Origin of the sequence: Flavisolibacter tropicus (assembly GCF_001644645.1) — a bacterium.
In the GTDB taxonomy this organism is placed as follows: Bacteria; Bacteroidota; Bacteroidia; order Chitinophagales; family Chitinophagaceae; genus Flavisolibacter; species Flavisolibacter tropicus.
Genome location: NZ_CP011390.1, coordinates 1,622,497 through 1,639,855, shown reverse-complemented (window position 1 = coordinate 1,639,855; position 17,359 = coordinate 1,622,497). Strand labels below are relative to the sequence as shown.

The window sequence follows — 17,359 nt, the reverse complement described above, 5'->3', positions numbered from 1 at the left end:
AAATGAAGTTTACTGCTTGTGATTTACCCGGGTTGATTGTTATTGAACCCACTGTATTTGGAGATAGCCGCGGCTATTTCTTTGAAGCTTACAATGAGAGCCTTTTTCATAAAAATGGAATTGACTACAAATTTGTTCAAGACAATCAATCCCGGTCTTCGCATGGCGTAATCAGGGGGTTGCATTTTCAATTAAACCCCTTTGCTCAGGTAAAATTAGTACGTGTTTTAGAGGGTGCCATTTTAGATGTGGCAGTTGATATACGTAAAGGGTCTCCTACATTTGGAAAGTACTTTAGTGTTGAACTTACTTCGGAAAATAAAAAGCAGTTATTAATTCCTGCCGGTTTTGCGCATGGGTTTTCTGTATTGTCTGAAACAGCCTCTGTGTTATATAAGTGCAACCAGTTTTATAATAAAGAAAGTGAAGGGGGAATACGGTTTGATGATCCTGCGTTGAATATTGATTGGCAGGTTGACTTAAAGCAAGCCGTTGTTTCTTCAAAAGACATTGAATTGCCTTTGCTAAAAGATTGCGTATCCAATTTTGAATTTTAATCCCTGCTATGAAAATTGTTGTTACAGGAGCAAATGGTCAATTGGGAAAAGAGATTCAAGCTTTTCAGAATAGCTATCCTAAGGCGCAAATCCATTTTTTTACCAAAGAGGATTTGAATATTGCTGATCTGGAAAATGTTAAATTGATATTTAATCAGCTACATCCAGATTATTGTATCAATTGTGCTGCTTATACAGCTGTAGATAAAGCTGAAACAGAAAGGGAAACAGCTTTTCTGATTAATGAAACAGGTACTAAAAATCTGGCGCTTGTTTCTTCTCAATTTGGGACTAAGTTTATTCATATATCCACCGATTACGTATTTGATGGAAATGGGAGTGATCCTTATAAAGAAGAGCATCCTGTAGATCCTCAAAATATTTATGGGTTATCAAAACTTAGAGGCGAAGAGGGAGCTTTGGCTGTAAATACAGAAAGCATAATTATTCGTACCGCATGGGTGTATTCGGAGTATGGGAACAATTTTGTAAAGACGATGCTTCGCCTGCTGCAATCTAAAGAAGAAATCAGTGTAGTAGCAGACCAACTGGGTAGTCCTACGTATGCGGCGGATTTGGCAAAGGCTATTTTATCAATTATTGATTCTGGTAAGTGGGTTCCAGGCATCTACCATTATAGTAACGATGGAATTATATCCTGGTTTGAATTTGCAAATGCTATTCAGCAGTATATACAATCGAAATGCCGAGTAAATGCAATTCCAACTAGCGCTTTTCCAACTCCAGCAAAGCGTCCTGCTTATTCCGTGCTGAATAAAGAAAAGATTAAAACAACCTTTGGTTTAACGATTCCTGATTGGGAAACCAGTTTACATCATTGTCTGGATCGATTAAAAGAAGTAGGCGCTTGGTAAACAAGCGCTTTTTTTATGACCTAAATCTTCTCAAGTTATTAATTCAGATCAGTTTGGGGCATAAAAAAACCAGACTAAATACATCTGGTTTTTTTGTTGAGCTACTAGGATTCGAACCTAGACAGACAGAACCAAAATCTGTAGTGCTACCGTTACACCATAGCTCAATCCGTAAATGGAGTGCAAAAATAAGGGAGTCAACCATTCCAACAAAAAAAATAAGCAAGAATTTCAAACAAAAAGATCAGTTAATTTTCTTTTAGATAGATGTCAGCTTTTTTATGCTTTAATAGTGAGAAGTTAGGAAAACATAGATGATGCTAATTAAGGTCTTTTGGCGAATAACTAAATGGGAGTTGAAATGGTAATGTAGTATAGCTTTTAGTTAGAGAAGTTCAGCATTTCTGGTTTGTGTGTAGACAAAGGTGTAAACGTTTGCAGTGCTTGTCGGATATTCTCTAGTGTGATATCTTGAAATAAATAAGTAGATAATACTGCCGCTAATATAAAGTCAATATTTTTCCTGTCGGATGCGATTGGAATGTCTTCAACTGGCATTAGCCGGACTTTGTCGCTGCCGGTCAATACTGATATAAATCCATTTTCAAGAATGGCAGCCTTGTTGCCTTTTTCACAATGTGCTCTAATGTGTGAGTTACATTCACTTATACTAAACAAAGCAATCTTGCAGCTTAGGTCTTCTTGCATTTTATAAACTAAATCATCGTCTGCATTTAGAATCGCATAGCCTTGATCAGAAACGGTTTCTGGTACTACTTGGATGACTCTGACTAGTTGTTCAATAGAGCGAATGTTATTTGAGCCAACATAATCAGAGATAATATTTGTTACAATTGCCACATCACACTTCTGAAACGCTAGCCCGCTAGTTAATATGCTTTGGTGATCACATGGTAACACAGCAAAGTCGACGGTTGGATCTATTAACACAAGTTGGGCAGCGTCTCTTTCTGTACAATTGTTGTGAAATGTTAGGTGGTTCTGAATAGAGGAGTAGTTGGAAGTAGAGCGGCCTACATTTTTACCGGCGGCTTGAGCTATGTGAGCTATTAGGAGAGACGTTAGTGTCTTCCCTCTGGAACCTGCAATTGAAATAATGGGAATGCGGCCATTATTGCCTTTAGCAAAAAGATCTTCTATTAATATACCTGATGCAGGCTTGATCCTGTCAGTATGAATTTGCTTTTGGTGGTTGCCATAGCCCAATTGAATAAGTGAATTGTTATCCAGAAGCATATACGGTATGTTACGCTTACTGGCTTCCCTTATAAGGTGGGTTAGGGATGAGGGTAGTCTATTTTCTTTATGAATTCTTTTAAGTGCTAGTATGTCCGCTTCAATATTATATTTTATACCATTGACCAACGCTTGTGCAATTTGTACAGCCGCTTTTGTTGTATAAATACCAGCTTCTTCCTGATCATATTCAAATACCACATTATAAATGCCATCTCGTTCACCAGTGCTTCTGGTGCGGCCAAAGCCGCAATTCATACCTGCTAAAGATTGGACCTCCAGCGCTATATGTTCAATGATATGCCCCATCCAGGTGCCGTCTTCCACACGTTTAAAGAATCCGCCTCTATGTCCTTCACTACACTGGTGTTCAATTAATGTTGGTATTAATTGCTCAATCCGCTCTCTAAATCCTTCAATCTTATTGGAAGGACGGTATTCTAAGTCCTCCAGGTCTAATTTCATTTGAATGAGTTTTGGGCGCCTTATGCTCCAATAATTGGGGCCTTTTAGCACTTTAAGCTCCTGTATCTGCATATTTTGAGGATTTATAAAGATTGATCAGACACTGTTGCTAATGGCATGCCATAGATTGTTGGAACCGGGATTTGGGGTGATTTTGGGATTAGGGAGAAAAGAATAGTGAACAAGGAACAAGGAACAAGGAAGGATGAATAGTGAAGGAAGGAAATGTTTAATGCTCAATTATCAATGTTCAAGGCAGGAGAACTTGCTCTACAGGGGCTGATTTTGTATCTTTAGGTTCTTCTCTTTTAAGGTGTTTTCAGCCTTTCTTATTATACTTTTCTTTACTATTTCTTATGAGTTTATAACGGCGCGTAGACAGCCTGATACGGGCCAAGGTACGGGTGAGGTAGGGGTGAGCTACGGGTAAGGTACGGGTGAACCTACAGACTACCATGACGTTACTATGGCTTTACATAGGCTTTACTATGAAGGACCAGAGGCGGAGTTGTGAAGTAACAAGGGAGTGGTAGGGAAGGAAAGGTGAACCGGGATTGATGAATAGGCGATAATAGTACTAGAGTTGACCTGGAATGCTTTTGATATCATTTCACTATATACACCTTAGATAGGTAAGATGTGAATGCGGATAAGACATTGGGTTGGGGATTAGGGTTAGAAGGCTAGTTAATTACAGCCCACTAACTCTAATCTGCAATTATTTATTTGCCTTTAGTAAATAGATAAGAACGGAAAATAAGAAAAAGGAGAGTTCGTTAATCTTCTTCCATTTCGTCAAGGATTTCCTGGCTGGGAGTAACTAAAACCTTGTCGATACGGTGGCCGTCCATGTCGATGATTTCAATTTTGAAGTCTTTCCATTCTAGTTTGTCGCCAGTTTGGGGAATACGCTCTAACTCATGAAGAATACATCCTGCTAATGTATCGTATTCGTACTCGCTTTCAGCCATCCATTCTGTTTTGTCAAAACGGTTGAGGAAGTCGAAGAAAGGAATTTGGGCATCTACCAGGTAGCTGCCGTCTTCGCGTTCAATTATTTCATAATCGTCATGATCATTTATCTCTGGCATATCGCCAATGATAGCTTCCATGATGTCATTTATTGTAATCATACCCCTAATACTGCCATATTCGTCCACGATAAAGCAGGAATAGGTTTGTGACTGCTTAAATTTTTCCATGACCTGGTAGGCGGTATTGTTGTCCGGAACAAAGAATGCCGGTTTCATCAGGTCTTTAAAGAGCGTGAAATCATCGGCAACATAAAGATCCTTTATGGAGACTACGCCTTTAATGCTGTCTATATCTCCTTCACAAACAGGGTATAAAGAGTGGGGGTGATCAATTATCGTTTGACGGATCGTTTCTTCATTATCCGTTACATTAAACCAAACCATATCGCTGCGGTGCGTCATTAAGGAGGTGATATTGCGGTCTCCAAGGTGAAAGATCCGCTCGATCATTTCCTTTTCTTCTTCTTCAATGGTGCCTGCTTCAGTTCCTTCACTAATGATGGCCTTGATTTCTTCTTCTGTAACGGCATCGTCTGAGGATGTTTTTATATTGAAGAGTTTGAAGAATAAATTGCTGGTCCTGTTTAGCAGCCAAACAAAGGGGTGTGTGATCTTGGAAAACACGTGTACAGGCTTAGCTACCATTTTAGCGATCTTTTCTGCTTTTAATAAGCCGATCCGTTTTGGAATCAATTCTCCAAAGACAATAGACAGGAAAGTCACCAATATAACAATGATAGTTGTGGCGATGGTTTCTGCATACGGACGCAGTGCTTCTATCTTTTCCAGGTAGGGTTGAACATATACGCTGAATCGTTCGCCAGAATAAACACCCGTTAAAATGGCAATGAGGGTAATGCCAATTTGAGCAGCTGATAAAAAGATCTCAGGGCTATTTGAAAGATATAAGGCGAGTTTTGCTTTGGCATCGCCTTTCTCTGCAGCACTTTCCAGGCGGGCTTTCCGGGCCGATACTAGTGCTATTTCTGACATTACAAATAACGCATTTACTAAAATAAGGCCCAGCAGTATGAAAATTTCCATTAATAGGTCAAGGTTAATTATGCTAAGGTAAAATTACCTACTTGTCTGTGAAAAGTTTTCGAATAAGCAAATCCCATTAGTGTGCCAAGGCCGGCGCCGGCGATAACATCTAGCGGATAATGTACTCCAACATAGATCTGTGCATACGAAATGAACGCTGCCCAAATATAAAGGGCGTAGATCCATTTGCCTAGAGTGGGGCGAAGAGTGATGGCCATATAAGTGGCAATTCCAAAGTGGTTAGCCGCGTGGTTGGATACGAAACTATAGCTGCCCGAACAGTTTTTTAACAATAGTCTTACATTTTGAAAAAACAGGGGGTCCTGGCAGGGGCGCAACCGCTCAAAGCCTTCTTTAAACACCCGAGCTCCGATAATATCAATAGTGGCAACGGTACAAATAAATCCCAAGCACCAAAGCCAGCCTTTTTTACCAAAATTGGCTGTCATGAAAACCAAAATGAATATATAGAGTGGCGCCCAGAAAACAGAGTCGCGGATGTAAGGCAGGATGAAGTCAAAGAAGCGGTTGGTATATCCGCTGTTTAATTTGATGAACAGCCATTTATCCCAAGCGTCTAATTTTTGCCATATCGTCATTGTCAATAGCTGAACATCCATTGGGCAAATGTAAGCGAATGAAAATGTTCACCCATCGAAAAACCATTGCTGTTTCCCCATAAAAGTGCGACTTTAGCACTCTACTATCCCATTCAAACTGCTTTAGCTGATATGTTAATAAAGACCGGACTTCCGAAAACGATATTGTGGGTGATCAACCTACTGTTGATCTATGTATTGCTATTTACGGCTTTTCGCCTGGCTTTAATTATTGCATTTAAGCCAGAAGAGGAGGCTTGGGGAAATATTGTACCATCGCTTCTATTGGGTCTTCGTTTCGACCTGCGTTGGATAAGTTTGCTTTTGTTACCTATAGTCTTGATTAGCCTTTATCCAACTTTTTCGCCATTTTATTCTGAACGGAACCGAAAGTGGTGGACCTGGTACCTAGCATTTGTAACCTTTATCGTTGTATTCTTTTTTGCAGCTGATTTTGGTTGTTTCTCTTATAATAAAACCCGTTTAAATGCCAGCGCTCTGAATTTTGCAGAGGATCCGGGTATTTCTGCCACTATGATGTGGGAGTCGTATCCCGTATTTTGGCTGTTATTATTGTTATTGCTTGCCGTACTAGGATTACGTTGGATATTCTGGCAAACCCATTCCTATGTAATTGTAAAAACTGATGGGCGGGGTATTCAATACCAGCGGAAGTGGTTTTTAATGGCGTCTTGCTTGTTTGGTTTACTGGTATACGGAAGTTTGTCCAGTCAACCTTTGAAATGGAATAATGCCTTTGTATTGCAAGACAGTTTCCGTTCGTACATGGCATTAAATCCCCTGCAGAACTTTTTTACAACGCTACGTTTTAGGAAACCACAGGCTACGTCTAATGCTGCTGAGCAGTACTTCCCCGTAATGAAGGACTGGTTGCAACTGCCCAAAGGGCAAACGTCGTATGAGCGTATGTCTAAGCCCGACGTGGTTTTATCCAAACCAAACGTAGTGCTAGTATTGTGTGAGTCATTCAGTATGTATAAAAGCAGTATGAGCGGGAATCCAACAGGCTCGACCCCCTTCTTTGACTCATTGCGTAGAGAAGGAGCTTTTTTTAACCGCTGCTTTTCACCCCATTTCTCTACTGCCAGAGGGTTATTTGCAACGGTAACTGGCATTCCGGATGTACAGCTATCCAAGTTTTCTACCAGAAACCCTGAAGCGCTGAACCAGCACACTATTATTAATGATTTTGAGGGATACAAAAAGATGTATTTTTTAGGCGGGGATCCTTCCTTCAACAATTTTGCTGGCCTTCTACAAAACATAAAAGGGCTGGAAATGGTAACGGAAGGTCAATTCCAATCTAAGCCTATCAATGTATGGGGTATAAGTGATAAGGATCTGTTTTTGGAGGCTAATAAACGCTTTGCCACACAAACAGAACCATTTTTTGCTATTGTACAGACGGCGGATAATCACCGTCCCTTTATGATACCAGAAGAAGAGAAGGTGTTTCAAAAGCGAGACGTGCCAGTAGACACACTAAAGAAATATGGTTTTGAATCAGTTGATGAATATAACTCCTTCCGATATGCGGATTATTGTTTCAAAACGTTTATGGAAGCTGCCAAGAAAGAAAAGTACTTTAATAATACTGTATTTGTTTTTGTAGGTGATCATGGTGTATCGGGGAATGCCAAGGCTATTTATGGTGATGTATGGACGCAGGAACGTTTAACAGATGAGCACGTGCCCTTATTGTTTTTCGGACCGAAATGGGTGCCAGCTCAACAGCGAGGTGAAGTCGTTTCGCAAATAGATGTATTGCCTACCATAGCATCTATTACTGGTCAAACTTTTACAAATACAACATTGGGCAGAAACGTTTTAAATAATGCAGGTGGGAATCATTTTGCCTTTATTATACACCATGATGAAGGGCGAATAGGCTTGGTAACGGACGACTATTACTTTACTAAGAATATCAATTTTATAAAAGAAGAACTTCATTTTATCAGTAACAAAAAGTTTACTCCAGCCCAGCAGGATTCCATCAAACAAAAGCTGTCGGGGGTAACAACAGCCTACTATGAGACCGCTAAATGGATGTTATTGAATAATAAGCAGAACTAGGAAAGAACTAAGATTCTTGGGATTAAAGGGATTATGAGGAAAATAAAATAAAAGAGGCCTGTAAGTAACAGGCCTCTTTTATTTTATATGTAGGAGTCATTTTTTGTGTCATTGTTTCTGGGCAATAAGGATGAGGCGAGGAGTTTTTCGGATATCGTATGGGTTCAGTTGATAATCGCCAAAAACCTCTGTAACCTGCAGGCCTTGAAAGGATAGCATGTCTGTAAAATCGCCAAGTGAGAACTTGGCTACTTTTTCTTCATGGAAAAGTGGGTGAGATAGGGCTGGGTCGGTAACCGTAATCTTTTTATAAAAGTGGGTATCGGTATGCCAGCGATGGATCTCATAGATTGTTCCATCAATTGATTTAACTTCATTATGTACCAGGCGGTCTTCTACATAATGAACATTTAAATAGTCAATGACCACTTTCCCAGACGGCTTTAAACTAGCGGCAATGGTGCGTATAGCATCATCATGCTCCCGGCGAGTGGCAAAGTAGCCAAAGGATGTAAAGAGGTTAAAGGCATAGTCAAAATAATTGATCCAAAACAAGAGCCGCATATCGTGAACATAAAAATGCAGGTTGTCTGAAGCAAATTGTTGGGCAAATTGGATGCTGTCTGGAGAAATGTCGATTCCGGTAACATCAAAGCCTTGGGTGGCCAGAAACTTACTATGACGGCCTTTTCCGCAGGCAATATCTACCATGCGACTGTTGGAAGCGGGACGCAAATGCTGAATTAGCTGTTGCATAAAGGCCTCAGCTTCTTTCTCGTCCCTGTCAAAATATAATTTATGATAGTAAGAAGAATTGAACCAGTCTTTATACCATTCAGCCGCTGCCATTTTACCTTTTTTGCAAAAGTAATAGGTGTGGCATTCAAATTTCAACTCTTTGAAAACACCTTGCACTAAAACCGTATTTTTGCCACCCTAAATTTTGTACCATGGCATTGATCAAGAGCATATCTGGAATTAGAGGAACTATTGGCGGAAAGCCCGGCGATACCCTTTCACCTATTGACGTGGTAAAATTTACTGCCGCTTTCGGAAGTATTTTGGCAGAAGAACATAACAATAAAACTACTAGCCCTAAGGTAGTAGTTGGTCGCGATGGCCGTATCAGTGGCTCTATGGTTAGCAGCCTGGTTGTAAATACCCTAATTGGGTTAGGAGTAGATGTAGTAGATCTAGGATTGTCGACAACACCAACAGTTGAAATTGCTACTAAAAAAGAGGGAGCGATAGGCGGTATTATTATTACGGCCAGCCATAACCCAAAAGAATGGAATGCTTTAAAGCTTCTGAATAGTGAAGGCGAATTTATTTCAGCTGCTGTTGGTGCTGAAGTATTAAAAAGAGCTGCTGCAGAGGAACTTACGTTTGCCCCTGTAGATAAGCTGGGAACGATAGCTGTTGATAATACTTATCTACAAAAACACATAGAACTGGTTTTAAATTATCCATTAACCAATAGAGAATTAATTGCGCAACGCCAGTTTAAAGTAGTTGTTGATTGTATCAACTCAACCGGTTCAATGGTAATTCCTGACCTATTAAAGGCTTTAGGAGTAGAAGAAGTGATTGTGTTAAATGGAGAAGTGAATGGCAAATTTGCCCATAATCCAGAGCCTTTACCGGAGCACCTGACAGCACTTAGTAATGAAGTGGTAAAACAGAATGCTCATTTTGGAATAGCTGTAGATCCTGATGTGGACAGACTTTGTTTTGTGTGTGAAGACGGATCTATGTTTGGCGAGGAGTATACACTTGTGGCCATTGCTGATTATGTATTAAGCAAGCGGAAAGGCAATACCGTAAGCAATATGAGTAGTACGAAAGCGCTTAAGGAAGTGACTTTAAAAAATGGCGGCAATTATTATCCATCGGCAGTAGGTGAGGTGAATGTTGTAACTAAGATGAAAGAAAAAGAAGCTGTCATTGGCGGTGAGGGTAATGGTGGTATCATCGTTCCTGACTTTCATTATGGACGTGATGCTTTAATTGGAATTGGCTTGTTCTTATCTCACTATGCTGCTTATGGTAAGGGTTTAAAGTCGTTCCGTGGAAATTACCCTGACTATTTTATTTCTAAGAATAAAATAGAGCTTCAAAAAGGCTTTGATGTAAAAGCGATATTTGAAAGTATTCAAAAGAAATACAAGAACAATCCCATAAATACTGAGGACGGTTTGAAGATTGAGTTTGATAATGATTGGGTGCATTTGCGTACCTCTAATACTGAGCCGATCATTCGCATTTATGCCGAAAGCAATTTTGAGACAACTGCCAATAATATTGCTATGCGTTTGATGCAAGATATTCGGGAGTTCATGTAAACCCCTGTCCTCTAAAGGGGAACTTAGGAGGTTATTTTCCTTTTTTATAAAAGAACTTTACAAGCAGGCTAACTAGCCTGCTTTTTTTTATAGTGCTTTCAAGTAGGGAAATAAATCTTAATCTAGCTCTTTGGTAGGGTTTTGCTTATTGAAAAGTAGATGGAATAAGGGTTTGGTGCTATTTCATTCATTCGATTTTCTATAGTTCTTTACGTAACTTTGCGCCGTCTTGCTTGCTTATAGTGCGAAAGATTGAGGTGTAGAGGGATGTAAGGATACAACAAGAACCGTAAAGCTGTTTTGAAAACTTAAGCCGTCTTGAAAATTAATATGGAACGTATTTATTTTGATAATGCTGCAACCACTCCTCTGGACCCACAAGTAATGGAGGCCATGTTACCCTACATGTCTACTTATTTTGGAAACCCTTCTTCCATTTATTCTTATGGTAGAGAAACAAGATTGGGGATAGAAAATGCACGTAAAACAGTAGCGCGTCTTTTGGGCGCCAAGCCTGGTGAGATTTTCTTTACTTCAGGTGGAACGGAAAGCAACAATACGGCTATTGCTGCAGCCATTCGTGATTTGGGCTGCCGTCATATAATTACTTCTCCTATTGAACATCATGCTGTACTCCACACTGTAGAGTATTATGGTCACCAAAATACTGTTAGCACCAGCTTTGTAGGCCTATTACAGAATGGCGAGATTGATTACAATGACCTGGAAAACCAATTGGCTAATCAGACAGAGAAAACGCTTGTAACGCTAATGCATGCCAATAATGAAATTGGAACGTTACTCGATATCGAATATGTAGGTGGTTTGTGTGAGAAATATGGTGCTATTTTTCATTCTGATTGTGTTCAAACAGTAGGTCATTACCCTTTGAACTTACATCAATATAAAGTGCATTTTATATCTGGTGCTGGGCATAAGTTTCATGGACCAAAAGGGACCGGTATTCTTTATGTAAGCGAGAATATTTCTATCAAGCCATTTATACATGGAGGCGGTCAAGAGCGGAATATGCGTGCTGGTACTGAAAACGTTTATGGGATTGTTGGATTTGCTAAGGCTCTTGAACTGGCTATGGCAAACTTTGAAAAGGATAGTACTTATATCAAGTCGCTGCGCCAGTATATGATGGAGCAGCTTCAAGAAAATATTCCAGGAGTTGAGTTTAATTGTGCTGGTAACTCTCTTTATACAGTTTTGAGCGCTTGCTTTCCCAAAAGCGAGAAATCCGAAATGTTATTGTTCAATCTGGATATAAATAACATCTGTGTTTCTGGTGGAAGCGCTTGCAGTAGTGGAGCTTCTGTGGGATCGCATGTAATGCAAGCCTTAAAAAAAGTGGATAACTGGGTGACTTTACGCTTCTCTTTTAGCCGATTTAATACAACAGCTGAAGTTGATACAGTTGTAAATAAGTTGAAAGAACTTATTTAGACTCCTTAATTATAACTGAAGGAAGTACACCATAGACTTTTTTAAAAGCCAACGTGAAGTTGCTCAAATTGGCGTATCCCAAAGTATAACCCACATCTTTAATGGAATGCACTCCACTTTTTAATAACGTCATGGCTTTTTGCATACGTTGTTTCTGAAAGTATTCGTAAGGGGGCATTCCGTATACTGATTTAAAGATCTTTTTTAGTTTAGACTCACTCATAGCTATTTCCCTGGCCAGCTCCTTTATAGTAGGAGGGAGTGCTGTAATATCTTTTGTAAGTATAGCCTCTACCTTTTGGGCAGCCAGTATATCTGCACGTGAAATACCGTTTGACGGCGATAGGTATTGTAATTGATTGTAGAGCCAATCAAAAAACTTCTCTACAATACGCATCATCCTGTTTGAAGTGAATAGCAGTGGCTTTCTTTCAGTTGATAAAATCTCATCTAAAAGCTCTTTAAGTTCTATGTCGACGGGCATGTACCAAATGCCTGCAGTTTTCAGGCTCACATATTTTTCCAGGATATCTTCTTTTTCACCTAGTTCCAGGTATTCATTCATCCATTGTACAGGTAATAAGATACGAATGCCTGTTAGTGTGGTATCTTTTTGGAGCCCTAACTCCACATCGAAAAGAAAGCTGGTAAGATATATGGCGGTATTCCGTAATTGCTCTGCTGTAAGATCTTCTGAATTGATGCGAATTGAACCTTTGTTGGCCCTACTTATCTGGTCGAAACTTAGCAAATAGAATTCTTTGTCATTTTTTTCTCTAACGAATAGAAGGTCATCATTTAAGTGAATATTATAAACTAGCGATTGTAATCCGTAGGGGAGGTTTACCAATTTAAAAAAGCCTTGGCCAAACGATAGAGGAATATTTAGGGTTTGATCAACTAGCTTGGTTTGGAAAACTTCAGCCAACTGACCTAGCATAGATTGGTAAGAGTCAAGTTTATAGTGGAATTCAATCATTTAAGGCTCTGCAAAAACTACAAATAACGCAGCGGGTTGCGGCGGGCCGCAAAGATGTAGCGCTTAATGTTGAGCCAGAATGCTGCAATCATATAAATCACTACCGGAGATCCAAGCGTTAAAAAAGAAATGTAAATGAACCACATACGGATACGAGTAGTGGCAATTCCCATTTTTTCTCCTAAAGCGGTACAAACACCAAATGCCTGCCACTCAATATAGTCTTTCAATTGGTTCATATGGCTAATATAATTTTTTTGAGATAACCGGCCAAGCTTTCAGATGGGGTCTCAATGTTTAATTCGTTTTCAATAACTTTGCACACTTCAAGCAAGTTAGGTAAACCGCAAATGGAATGCCTGTATATAGTTCTGTTTTAAAATACAATTAAGAAATGGTATTTGACTTAGACCTGATAAAAAAGCTGTATAGCGAATTGCCTGCAAAAGTGGCAAATGCCCGTAAGTTATTGAACCGTCCCCTTACGATGGCTGAGAAAATCCTGTATGCACACTCTTTTACCCCTGCTGCACGTACGTATGAAAGAGGTAAAGATTATGTTGACTTTGCTCCAGACCGTGTAGCCATGCAGGATGCAACGGCTCAAATGGCATTATTACAGTTTGATACATGTGGTCGCAAGCAGGTAGCAGTGCCATCTACGGTACACTGTGATCACCTAATTCAAGCCAAAGTTGGTGCAAAGCAGGATTTGGATACCGCTATTGATACAAATAGAGAGGTGTACGATTTCCTTGCCTCAATTTCTAATAAATATGGCATTGGCTTTTGGAAGCCGGGTGCTGGAATTATTCACCAGGTAGTATTGGAGAACTATGCTTTCCCAGGTGGAATGATGATTGGTACAGATTCTCACACGCCCAATGCTGGTGGATTGGGAATGATTGCCATTGGTGTAGGCGGTGCTGATGCGGTAGATGTAATGGCTGGTTTGCCATGGGAATTAAAAATGCCTAAGCTGATTGGTATTAAGCTAACCGGTAAAATGAGTGGTTGGACTTCTGCCAAAGATGTGATCTTAAAAGTTGCTGGTATCCTTACTGTTAAAGGTGGTACCGGTGCTATTGTTGAATATTTTGGAGAAGGTGCTGATAGCATCAGCTGTACTGGTAAAGCAACTATCTGTAACATGGGTGCTGAAATAGGTGCTACCTGTTCATTGTTTGCTTATGATGAAAGAATGGCTGGTTACCTGAAAGCTACAGGACGTGAAGAAGTGGCTGCATTAGCTGATGGCGTTCGTGAGCATTTGCGTCCAGATACTGAAGTAGAGGCTACTCCAGCTAAATATTATGATCAGGTAATTGAAATTAACCTGGATGAATTAGAACCACATGTGAATGGTCCGTTCACACCAGATTTGGCTACTCCTATTTCTAAAATGGCAGAGGCTGTAGCTGCTAACGGATGGCCTGATGCTGTTGAAGTGGCCCTGATTGGTTCTTGTACCAACTCTTCTTATGAAGATATCAGCCGTTCAGCTTCTATAGCTGCACAAGCAAAAACAAAAGGTCTGAAAACCAGCAGTGAGTTCACTGTAACCCCAGGTTCTGAGCTGGTGCGTTATACCATTGAAAAAGACGGATACCTGAACACATTTGATGAGATTGGTGGTGTGGTACTGGCAAATGCTTGCGGACCTTGTATTGGTCAGTGGGCACGTCATATGGACGATCCAAGCAGAAAGAATACGATCGTTACCTCATTCAATAGAAACTTTGCAAAACGTAATGATGGTTTAGCATCTACGCATGCGTTTGTTGCTTCCCCTGAAATTGTTACTGCTTACGCTATTGCGGGACGTTTATCTTTCAATCCATTAAAAGATAAGCTGATCAACGAGAAAGGTGAAGAAGTAATGCTGGATGAGCCGAAAGGTTTTGAATTACCTCCTCGAGGCTTTTCTGTAGAAGATCCAGGTTATCAAGCTCCTGCAGAAGACGGTAGTGGCGTACAAGTGGTGGTTAGCCCCGAATCTAGCCGTTTACAATTGCTGGAACCATTCCCAGCGTGGGAAGGCACTGATATAAACAACCTGCGTTTATTGATCAAAGCCAAAGGCAAGTGTACTACAGACCACATTTCAATGGCTGGTCCATGGTTGAAATTCCGCGGTCATTTGGATAATATCTCTAACAACATGCTTATTGGTGCTGTTAACTTCTTTAACGGACAAACGGATAGCGTGAAGAATCAACTGACTGGAGAGTACGGACCTGTTCCTGCAACTCAACGTCAGTATAAAGCAGCAGGTATTGGTGCAGTAGTAGTAGGCGATGAGAACTACGGTGAAGGTTCCTCTCGTGAACATGCGGCTATGGAACCTCGTCATTTAGGTGTTCGTGCGATAGTGGTAAAAAGCTTTGCCCGTATCCACGAGACCAACCTGAAAAAGCAAGGTATGCTGGCTTTAACGTTTGCCAACAAAGAAGATTACGATAAAGTACTGGAAGATGATGTGATCGATATTGTTGGTGTAACTGAATTGGCTCCAGGTCATCAATTGACTATGGTGCTGAAACACCAGGATGGTACACAAGATAAAATCAAGTTGAACCATACTTACAACCAACAGCAGATTGAATGGTTTAAAGCCGGTAGTGCCTTAAACTTAATTCGCAAGCAATTTGCATCAGCTTAATTTCTTTGACTAATTGATAGTAAAGCGAGGCACAAAGCCTCGCTTTTTTATTGTTTAAAGCATTGTCTGAACTTTAATATAGGCAACCTGAATTGCTATATCAGCGTATGGTAAGATAAATGGCCCCTTACCATGCGAAGAAATCTATCCTTAATAAAGGTCTGTTTTATTGTATTCACCTTTATTTCTTGTAGTAAAGGTGGCGGATCGGACAACACAGATCCATGTGCAGGTGTAACAGTGTTACTTACGGGTAGCGTAACTAGCACACCTACCGGACAAAGTACTGGAAGTATTGTAGCTACTGCTTCAGGGGGAACTGGATTTACTTATAGTCTTAATAGTGGTGCCTTTCAGTCGTCCGGCACTTTTAATAACTTGGCTGCTGGAACTTACACCCTGACTGCAAAAAATAGTAATGGATGTACAGGCTCGCAACAATTTACAGTTACGGCCACTACTGCATGTATTGGCACCACAATTTCAATATCATCAAATACTACCAGTGCCGTTCCTTGTGGTGGTACAGCAGGAAGTATAACTGTTACTGCATCAGGTAGTACAGGCTTTACTTATAGTATAAACAATGGCGCTTTTCAGTCAGCCAATACATTTACTAATCTTAATGCCGGTAATTACAGTGTGGTTGTAAAAGATGCCAATGGATGTACACAAACGGCATCTGCAACTGTAAGTGAAACGGCGGCTGGTCCTTTGTTTACAGCAGTACGCAATATTCTTCAAGCAAATTGTGTTACTTGTCATAACAATTCGAATCTGCAAGGTGGCATGAACTGGACTATTGCCTGTAATATAGTAGAACAAAAAGCGCGTATAAAAGCACGAGCTGTAGATGCAGCGGGAACGCCAAACCAAATGCCGCTGCCTCCCAATCCAGCGTTATCAGTTGCAGACAGGCAAAAGATAGTTGACTGGATCAATGCAGGTGGAACATATGCTAACTAGCTATCTTGCCCCCACCTAAATGACTTATTAGAAAGGCCGGCTAGATCGATGACGCGATCTACAACCGTTAAAGCTAATTCTTCAATTGTTTGTGGCTTGCTATAAAACGATGGAGTAGCTGGACACAGGACGCCACCTGCGAGTGTTACTGTTTCCATGTTTTTAATGTGTACCAAGTTATATGGTGTTTCGCGTAGTACTAATATCAGTTTTTTACGTTCCTTGAGCATTACGTCTGCTCCTCGTGTAATTAAATCATTAGAGATGCCATTGGCAATTCTACCTAAAGTTCCCATGGAGCAAGGTGCTACAATCAAGGCATCGTATTGTGCAGAGCCAGAAGCAAAAGGTGCTGTAAAATCACTCTTTTCAAAAAAGCGAAAGGGAAAAGTTTTATAGCTATCGTTACCCAATTCTGTTTGCCATACATATTTAGCATTATCACTCATTACAACAGAAACTTCCTGAAACTGCTCCTTCAATTGCAGGCATTTCTGTAACAGTAGTTGAGCATAGATAGCGCCACTGGCGCCAGTTATAGCTATCGCAATTTTTTTTGCATTCATTGGTTTTCTGCATTTTCGTTTTCATCTAAGGGAGATAAAGTTTCTGCCACTTCCAACCAATATTTAAAGAACAACTCTATTTTATTCTTAGTAGCATCGATTGTTGTAGGTTTTGTGGCGTAGGTATTGGCTCCGCATTGATAGCACTTTGTTACAAAGTCAGGGTTTTTTGTGTCACCAAGGATAACAACAGGAATATGCTGGTAGGTAGGGTGGCGACGGATTTTTTGGAGAACTTCAAGACCTGTTTCAGGATGTAGGTTATAGTCGATCACAATTAAAAGCGGATTACTTTCTTCAAGTGTGGCAAAGAGCAGGTCGGTGTTGGATAAAAACCTAATAGGAACGGCTATGTCTAAGCCTTTCATTACTTCGCTTGTAAAATAGCGATCGTCATAATCGTCCTCCAACATTAAGATATAGCGTTCTTGTATATGCATATGGAAAGGGGATAGGGTATAAAATTA

General features: G+C 40.2%; 15 protein-coding genes and 1 tRNA gene. 7 read left to right on the top strand and 9 right to left on the bottom strand.

Features of this window, described 5'->3' with window-relative positions:
- Positions 1-2: 2 nt before the first annotated feature.
- Both rfbC and rfbD read left to right on the top strand, forming a co-directional pair.
- The gene (gene rfbC, locus SY85_RS06865; RefSeq protein WP_066402784.1) at positions 3-557 is read left to right on the top strand and encodes a dTDP-4-dehydrorhamnose 3,5-epimerase; all 555 of its coding nucleotides are present in this window, start codon (positions 3-5) and stop codon (positions 555-557) included.
- A gap of 8 nt (positions 558-565) precedes the next feature.
- Positions 566-1,432 carry a dTDP-4-dehydrorhamnose reductase gene (gene rfbD / locus SY85_RS06860; protein WP_066402781.1) on the top strand — a complete coding sequence of 289 codons (867 nt, stop codon included), beginning with the start codon at positions 566-568 and terminating at the stop codon, positions 1,430-1,432.
- A 96-nt stretch (positions 1,433-1,528) separates the two neighbouring features.
- Here rfbD and SY85_RS06855 read toward each other — a convergent pair.
- From SY85_RS06855 to SY85_RS06840, 4 genes are all read right to left on the bottom strand, one after another.
- Positions 1,529-1,599 (bottom strand) — tRNA-Gln (locus tag SY85_RS06855).
- 214 nt (positions 1,600-1,813) lie between these two features.
- A complete protein-coding gene (locus SY85_RS06850; RefSeq protein WP_158512942.1) occupies positions 1,814-3,154 on the bottom strand; it encodes a cyanophycin synthetase family protein in 1,341 nt (446 codons plus the stop codon).
- Between the two features lie 776 nt (positions 3,155-3,930).
- Positions 3,931-5,232, bottom strand: coding sequence for a hemolysin family protein (locus tag SY85_RS06845; RefSeq protein WP_066402776.1), 1,302 nt, complete (start codon positions 5,230-5,232; stop codon positions 3,931-3,933).
- A 17-nt stretch (positions 5,233-5,249) separates the two neighbouring features.
- Entirely contained in the window at positions 5,250-5,852 is a 603-nt protein-coding gene (locus SY85_RS06840; RefSeq protein WP_082886315.1) for a phosphatase PAP2 family protein, read from the bottom strand.
- A gap of 111 nt (positions 5,853-5,963) precedes the next feature.
- Between SY85_RS06840 and SY85_RS06835 the strand changes: the two genes are divergently transcribed.
- On the top strand, positions 5,964-7,925 hold the full coding sequence (locus tag SY85_RS06835) for an LTA synthase family protein (protein ID WP_066402773.1): 1,962 nt from the start codon (positions 5,964-5,966) through the stop codon (positions 7,923-7,925).
- Between the two features lie 108 nt (positions 7,926-8,033).
- Here the strand turns inward: SY85_RS06835 and SY85_RS06830 are convergent, their stop codons facing one another.
- A complete protein-coding gene (locus tag SY85_RS06830; RefSeq protein ID WP_066409453.1) occupies positions 8,034-8,774 on the bottom strand; it encodes a class I SAM-dependent methyltransferase in 741 nt (246 codons plus the stop codon).
- A gap of 101 nt (positions 8,775-8,875) precedes the next feature.
- Between SY85_RS06830 and glmM the strand changes: the two genes are divergently transcribed.
- On the top strand, positions 8,876-10,267 hold the full coding sequence (gene glmM, locus SY85_RS06825) for a phosphoglucosamine mutase (protein WP_066402766.1): 1,392 nt from the start codon (positions 8,876-8,878) through the stop codon (positions 10,265-10,267).
- A 330-nt stretch (positions 10,268-10,597) separates the two neighbouring features.
- Complete coding sequence (locus tag SY85_RS06820) at positions 10,598-11,719, top strand: cysteine desulfurase family protein (RefSeq protein WP_066402758.1); 1,122 nt, start codon at positions 10,598-10,600, stop codon at positions 11,717-11,719.
- Here SY85_RS06820 and SY85_RS06815 read toward each other — a convergent pair.
- Both SY85_RS06815 and SY85_RS06810 read right to left on the bottom strand, forming a co-directional pair.
- Positions 11,712-12,659 carry a helix-turn-helix transcriptional regulator gene (locus SY85_RS06815; protein WP_158512941.1) on the bottom strand — a complete coding sequence of 316 codons (948 nt, stop codon included), beginning with the start codon at positions 12,657-12,659 and terminating at the stop codon, positions 11,712-11,714. The genes SY85_RS06820 and SY85_RS06815 overlap by 8 nt on opposite strands.
- Before the next feature lie 56 nt (positions 12,660-12,715).
- Complete coding sequence (locus SY85_RS06810; protein ID WP_066402754.1) at positions 12,716-12,937, bottom strand: PspC domain-containing protein; 222 nt, start codon at positions 12,935-12,937, stop codon at positions 12,716-12,718.
- A 155-nt stretch (positions 12,938-13,092) separates the two neighbouring features.
- On the opposite strand from SY85_RS06810, the gene SY85_RS06805 reads away from it, so the two are divergent.
- The gene (locus tag SY85_RS06805) at positions 13,093-15,360 is read left to right on the top strand and encodes an aconitate hydratase (RefSeq protein WP_066402752.1); all 2,268 of its coding nucleotides are present in this window, start codon (positions 13,093-13,095) and stop codon (positions 15,358-15,360) included.
- 132 nt (positions 15,361-15,492) lie between these two features.
- A complete protein-coding gene (locus tag SY85_RS06800) occupies positions 15,493-16,326 on the top strand; it encodes a c-type cytochrome (RefSeq protein WP_066402750.1) in 834 nt (277 codons plus the stop codon).
- Here the strand turns inward: SY85_RS06800 and SY85_RS06795 are convergent.
- On the bottom strand, positions 16,323-16,892 hold the full coding sequence (locus tag SY85_RS06795; RefSeq protein WP_066402747.1) for a UbiX family flavin prenyltransferase: 570 nt from the start codon (positions 16,890-16,892) through the stop codon (positions 16,323-16,325). The genes SY85_RS06800 and SY85_RS06795 overlap by 4 nt on opposite strands.
- Positions 16,889-17,332, bottom strand: a complete 444-nt coding sequence (locus SY85_RS06790) for a response regulator (protein ID WP_082886314.1) — start codon at positions 17,330-17,332, stop codon at positions 16,889-16,891. The genes SY85_RS06795 and SY85_RS06790 overlap by 4 nt, the downstream gene beginning before the upstream one ends.
- Between the last annotated feature and the right edge of the window lie 27 nt (positions 17,333-17,359).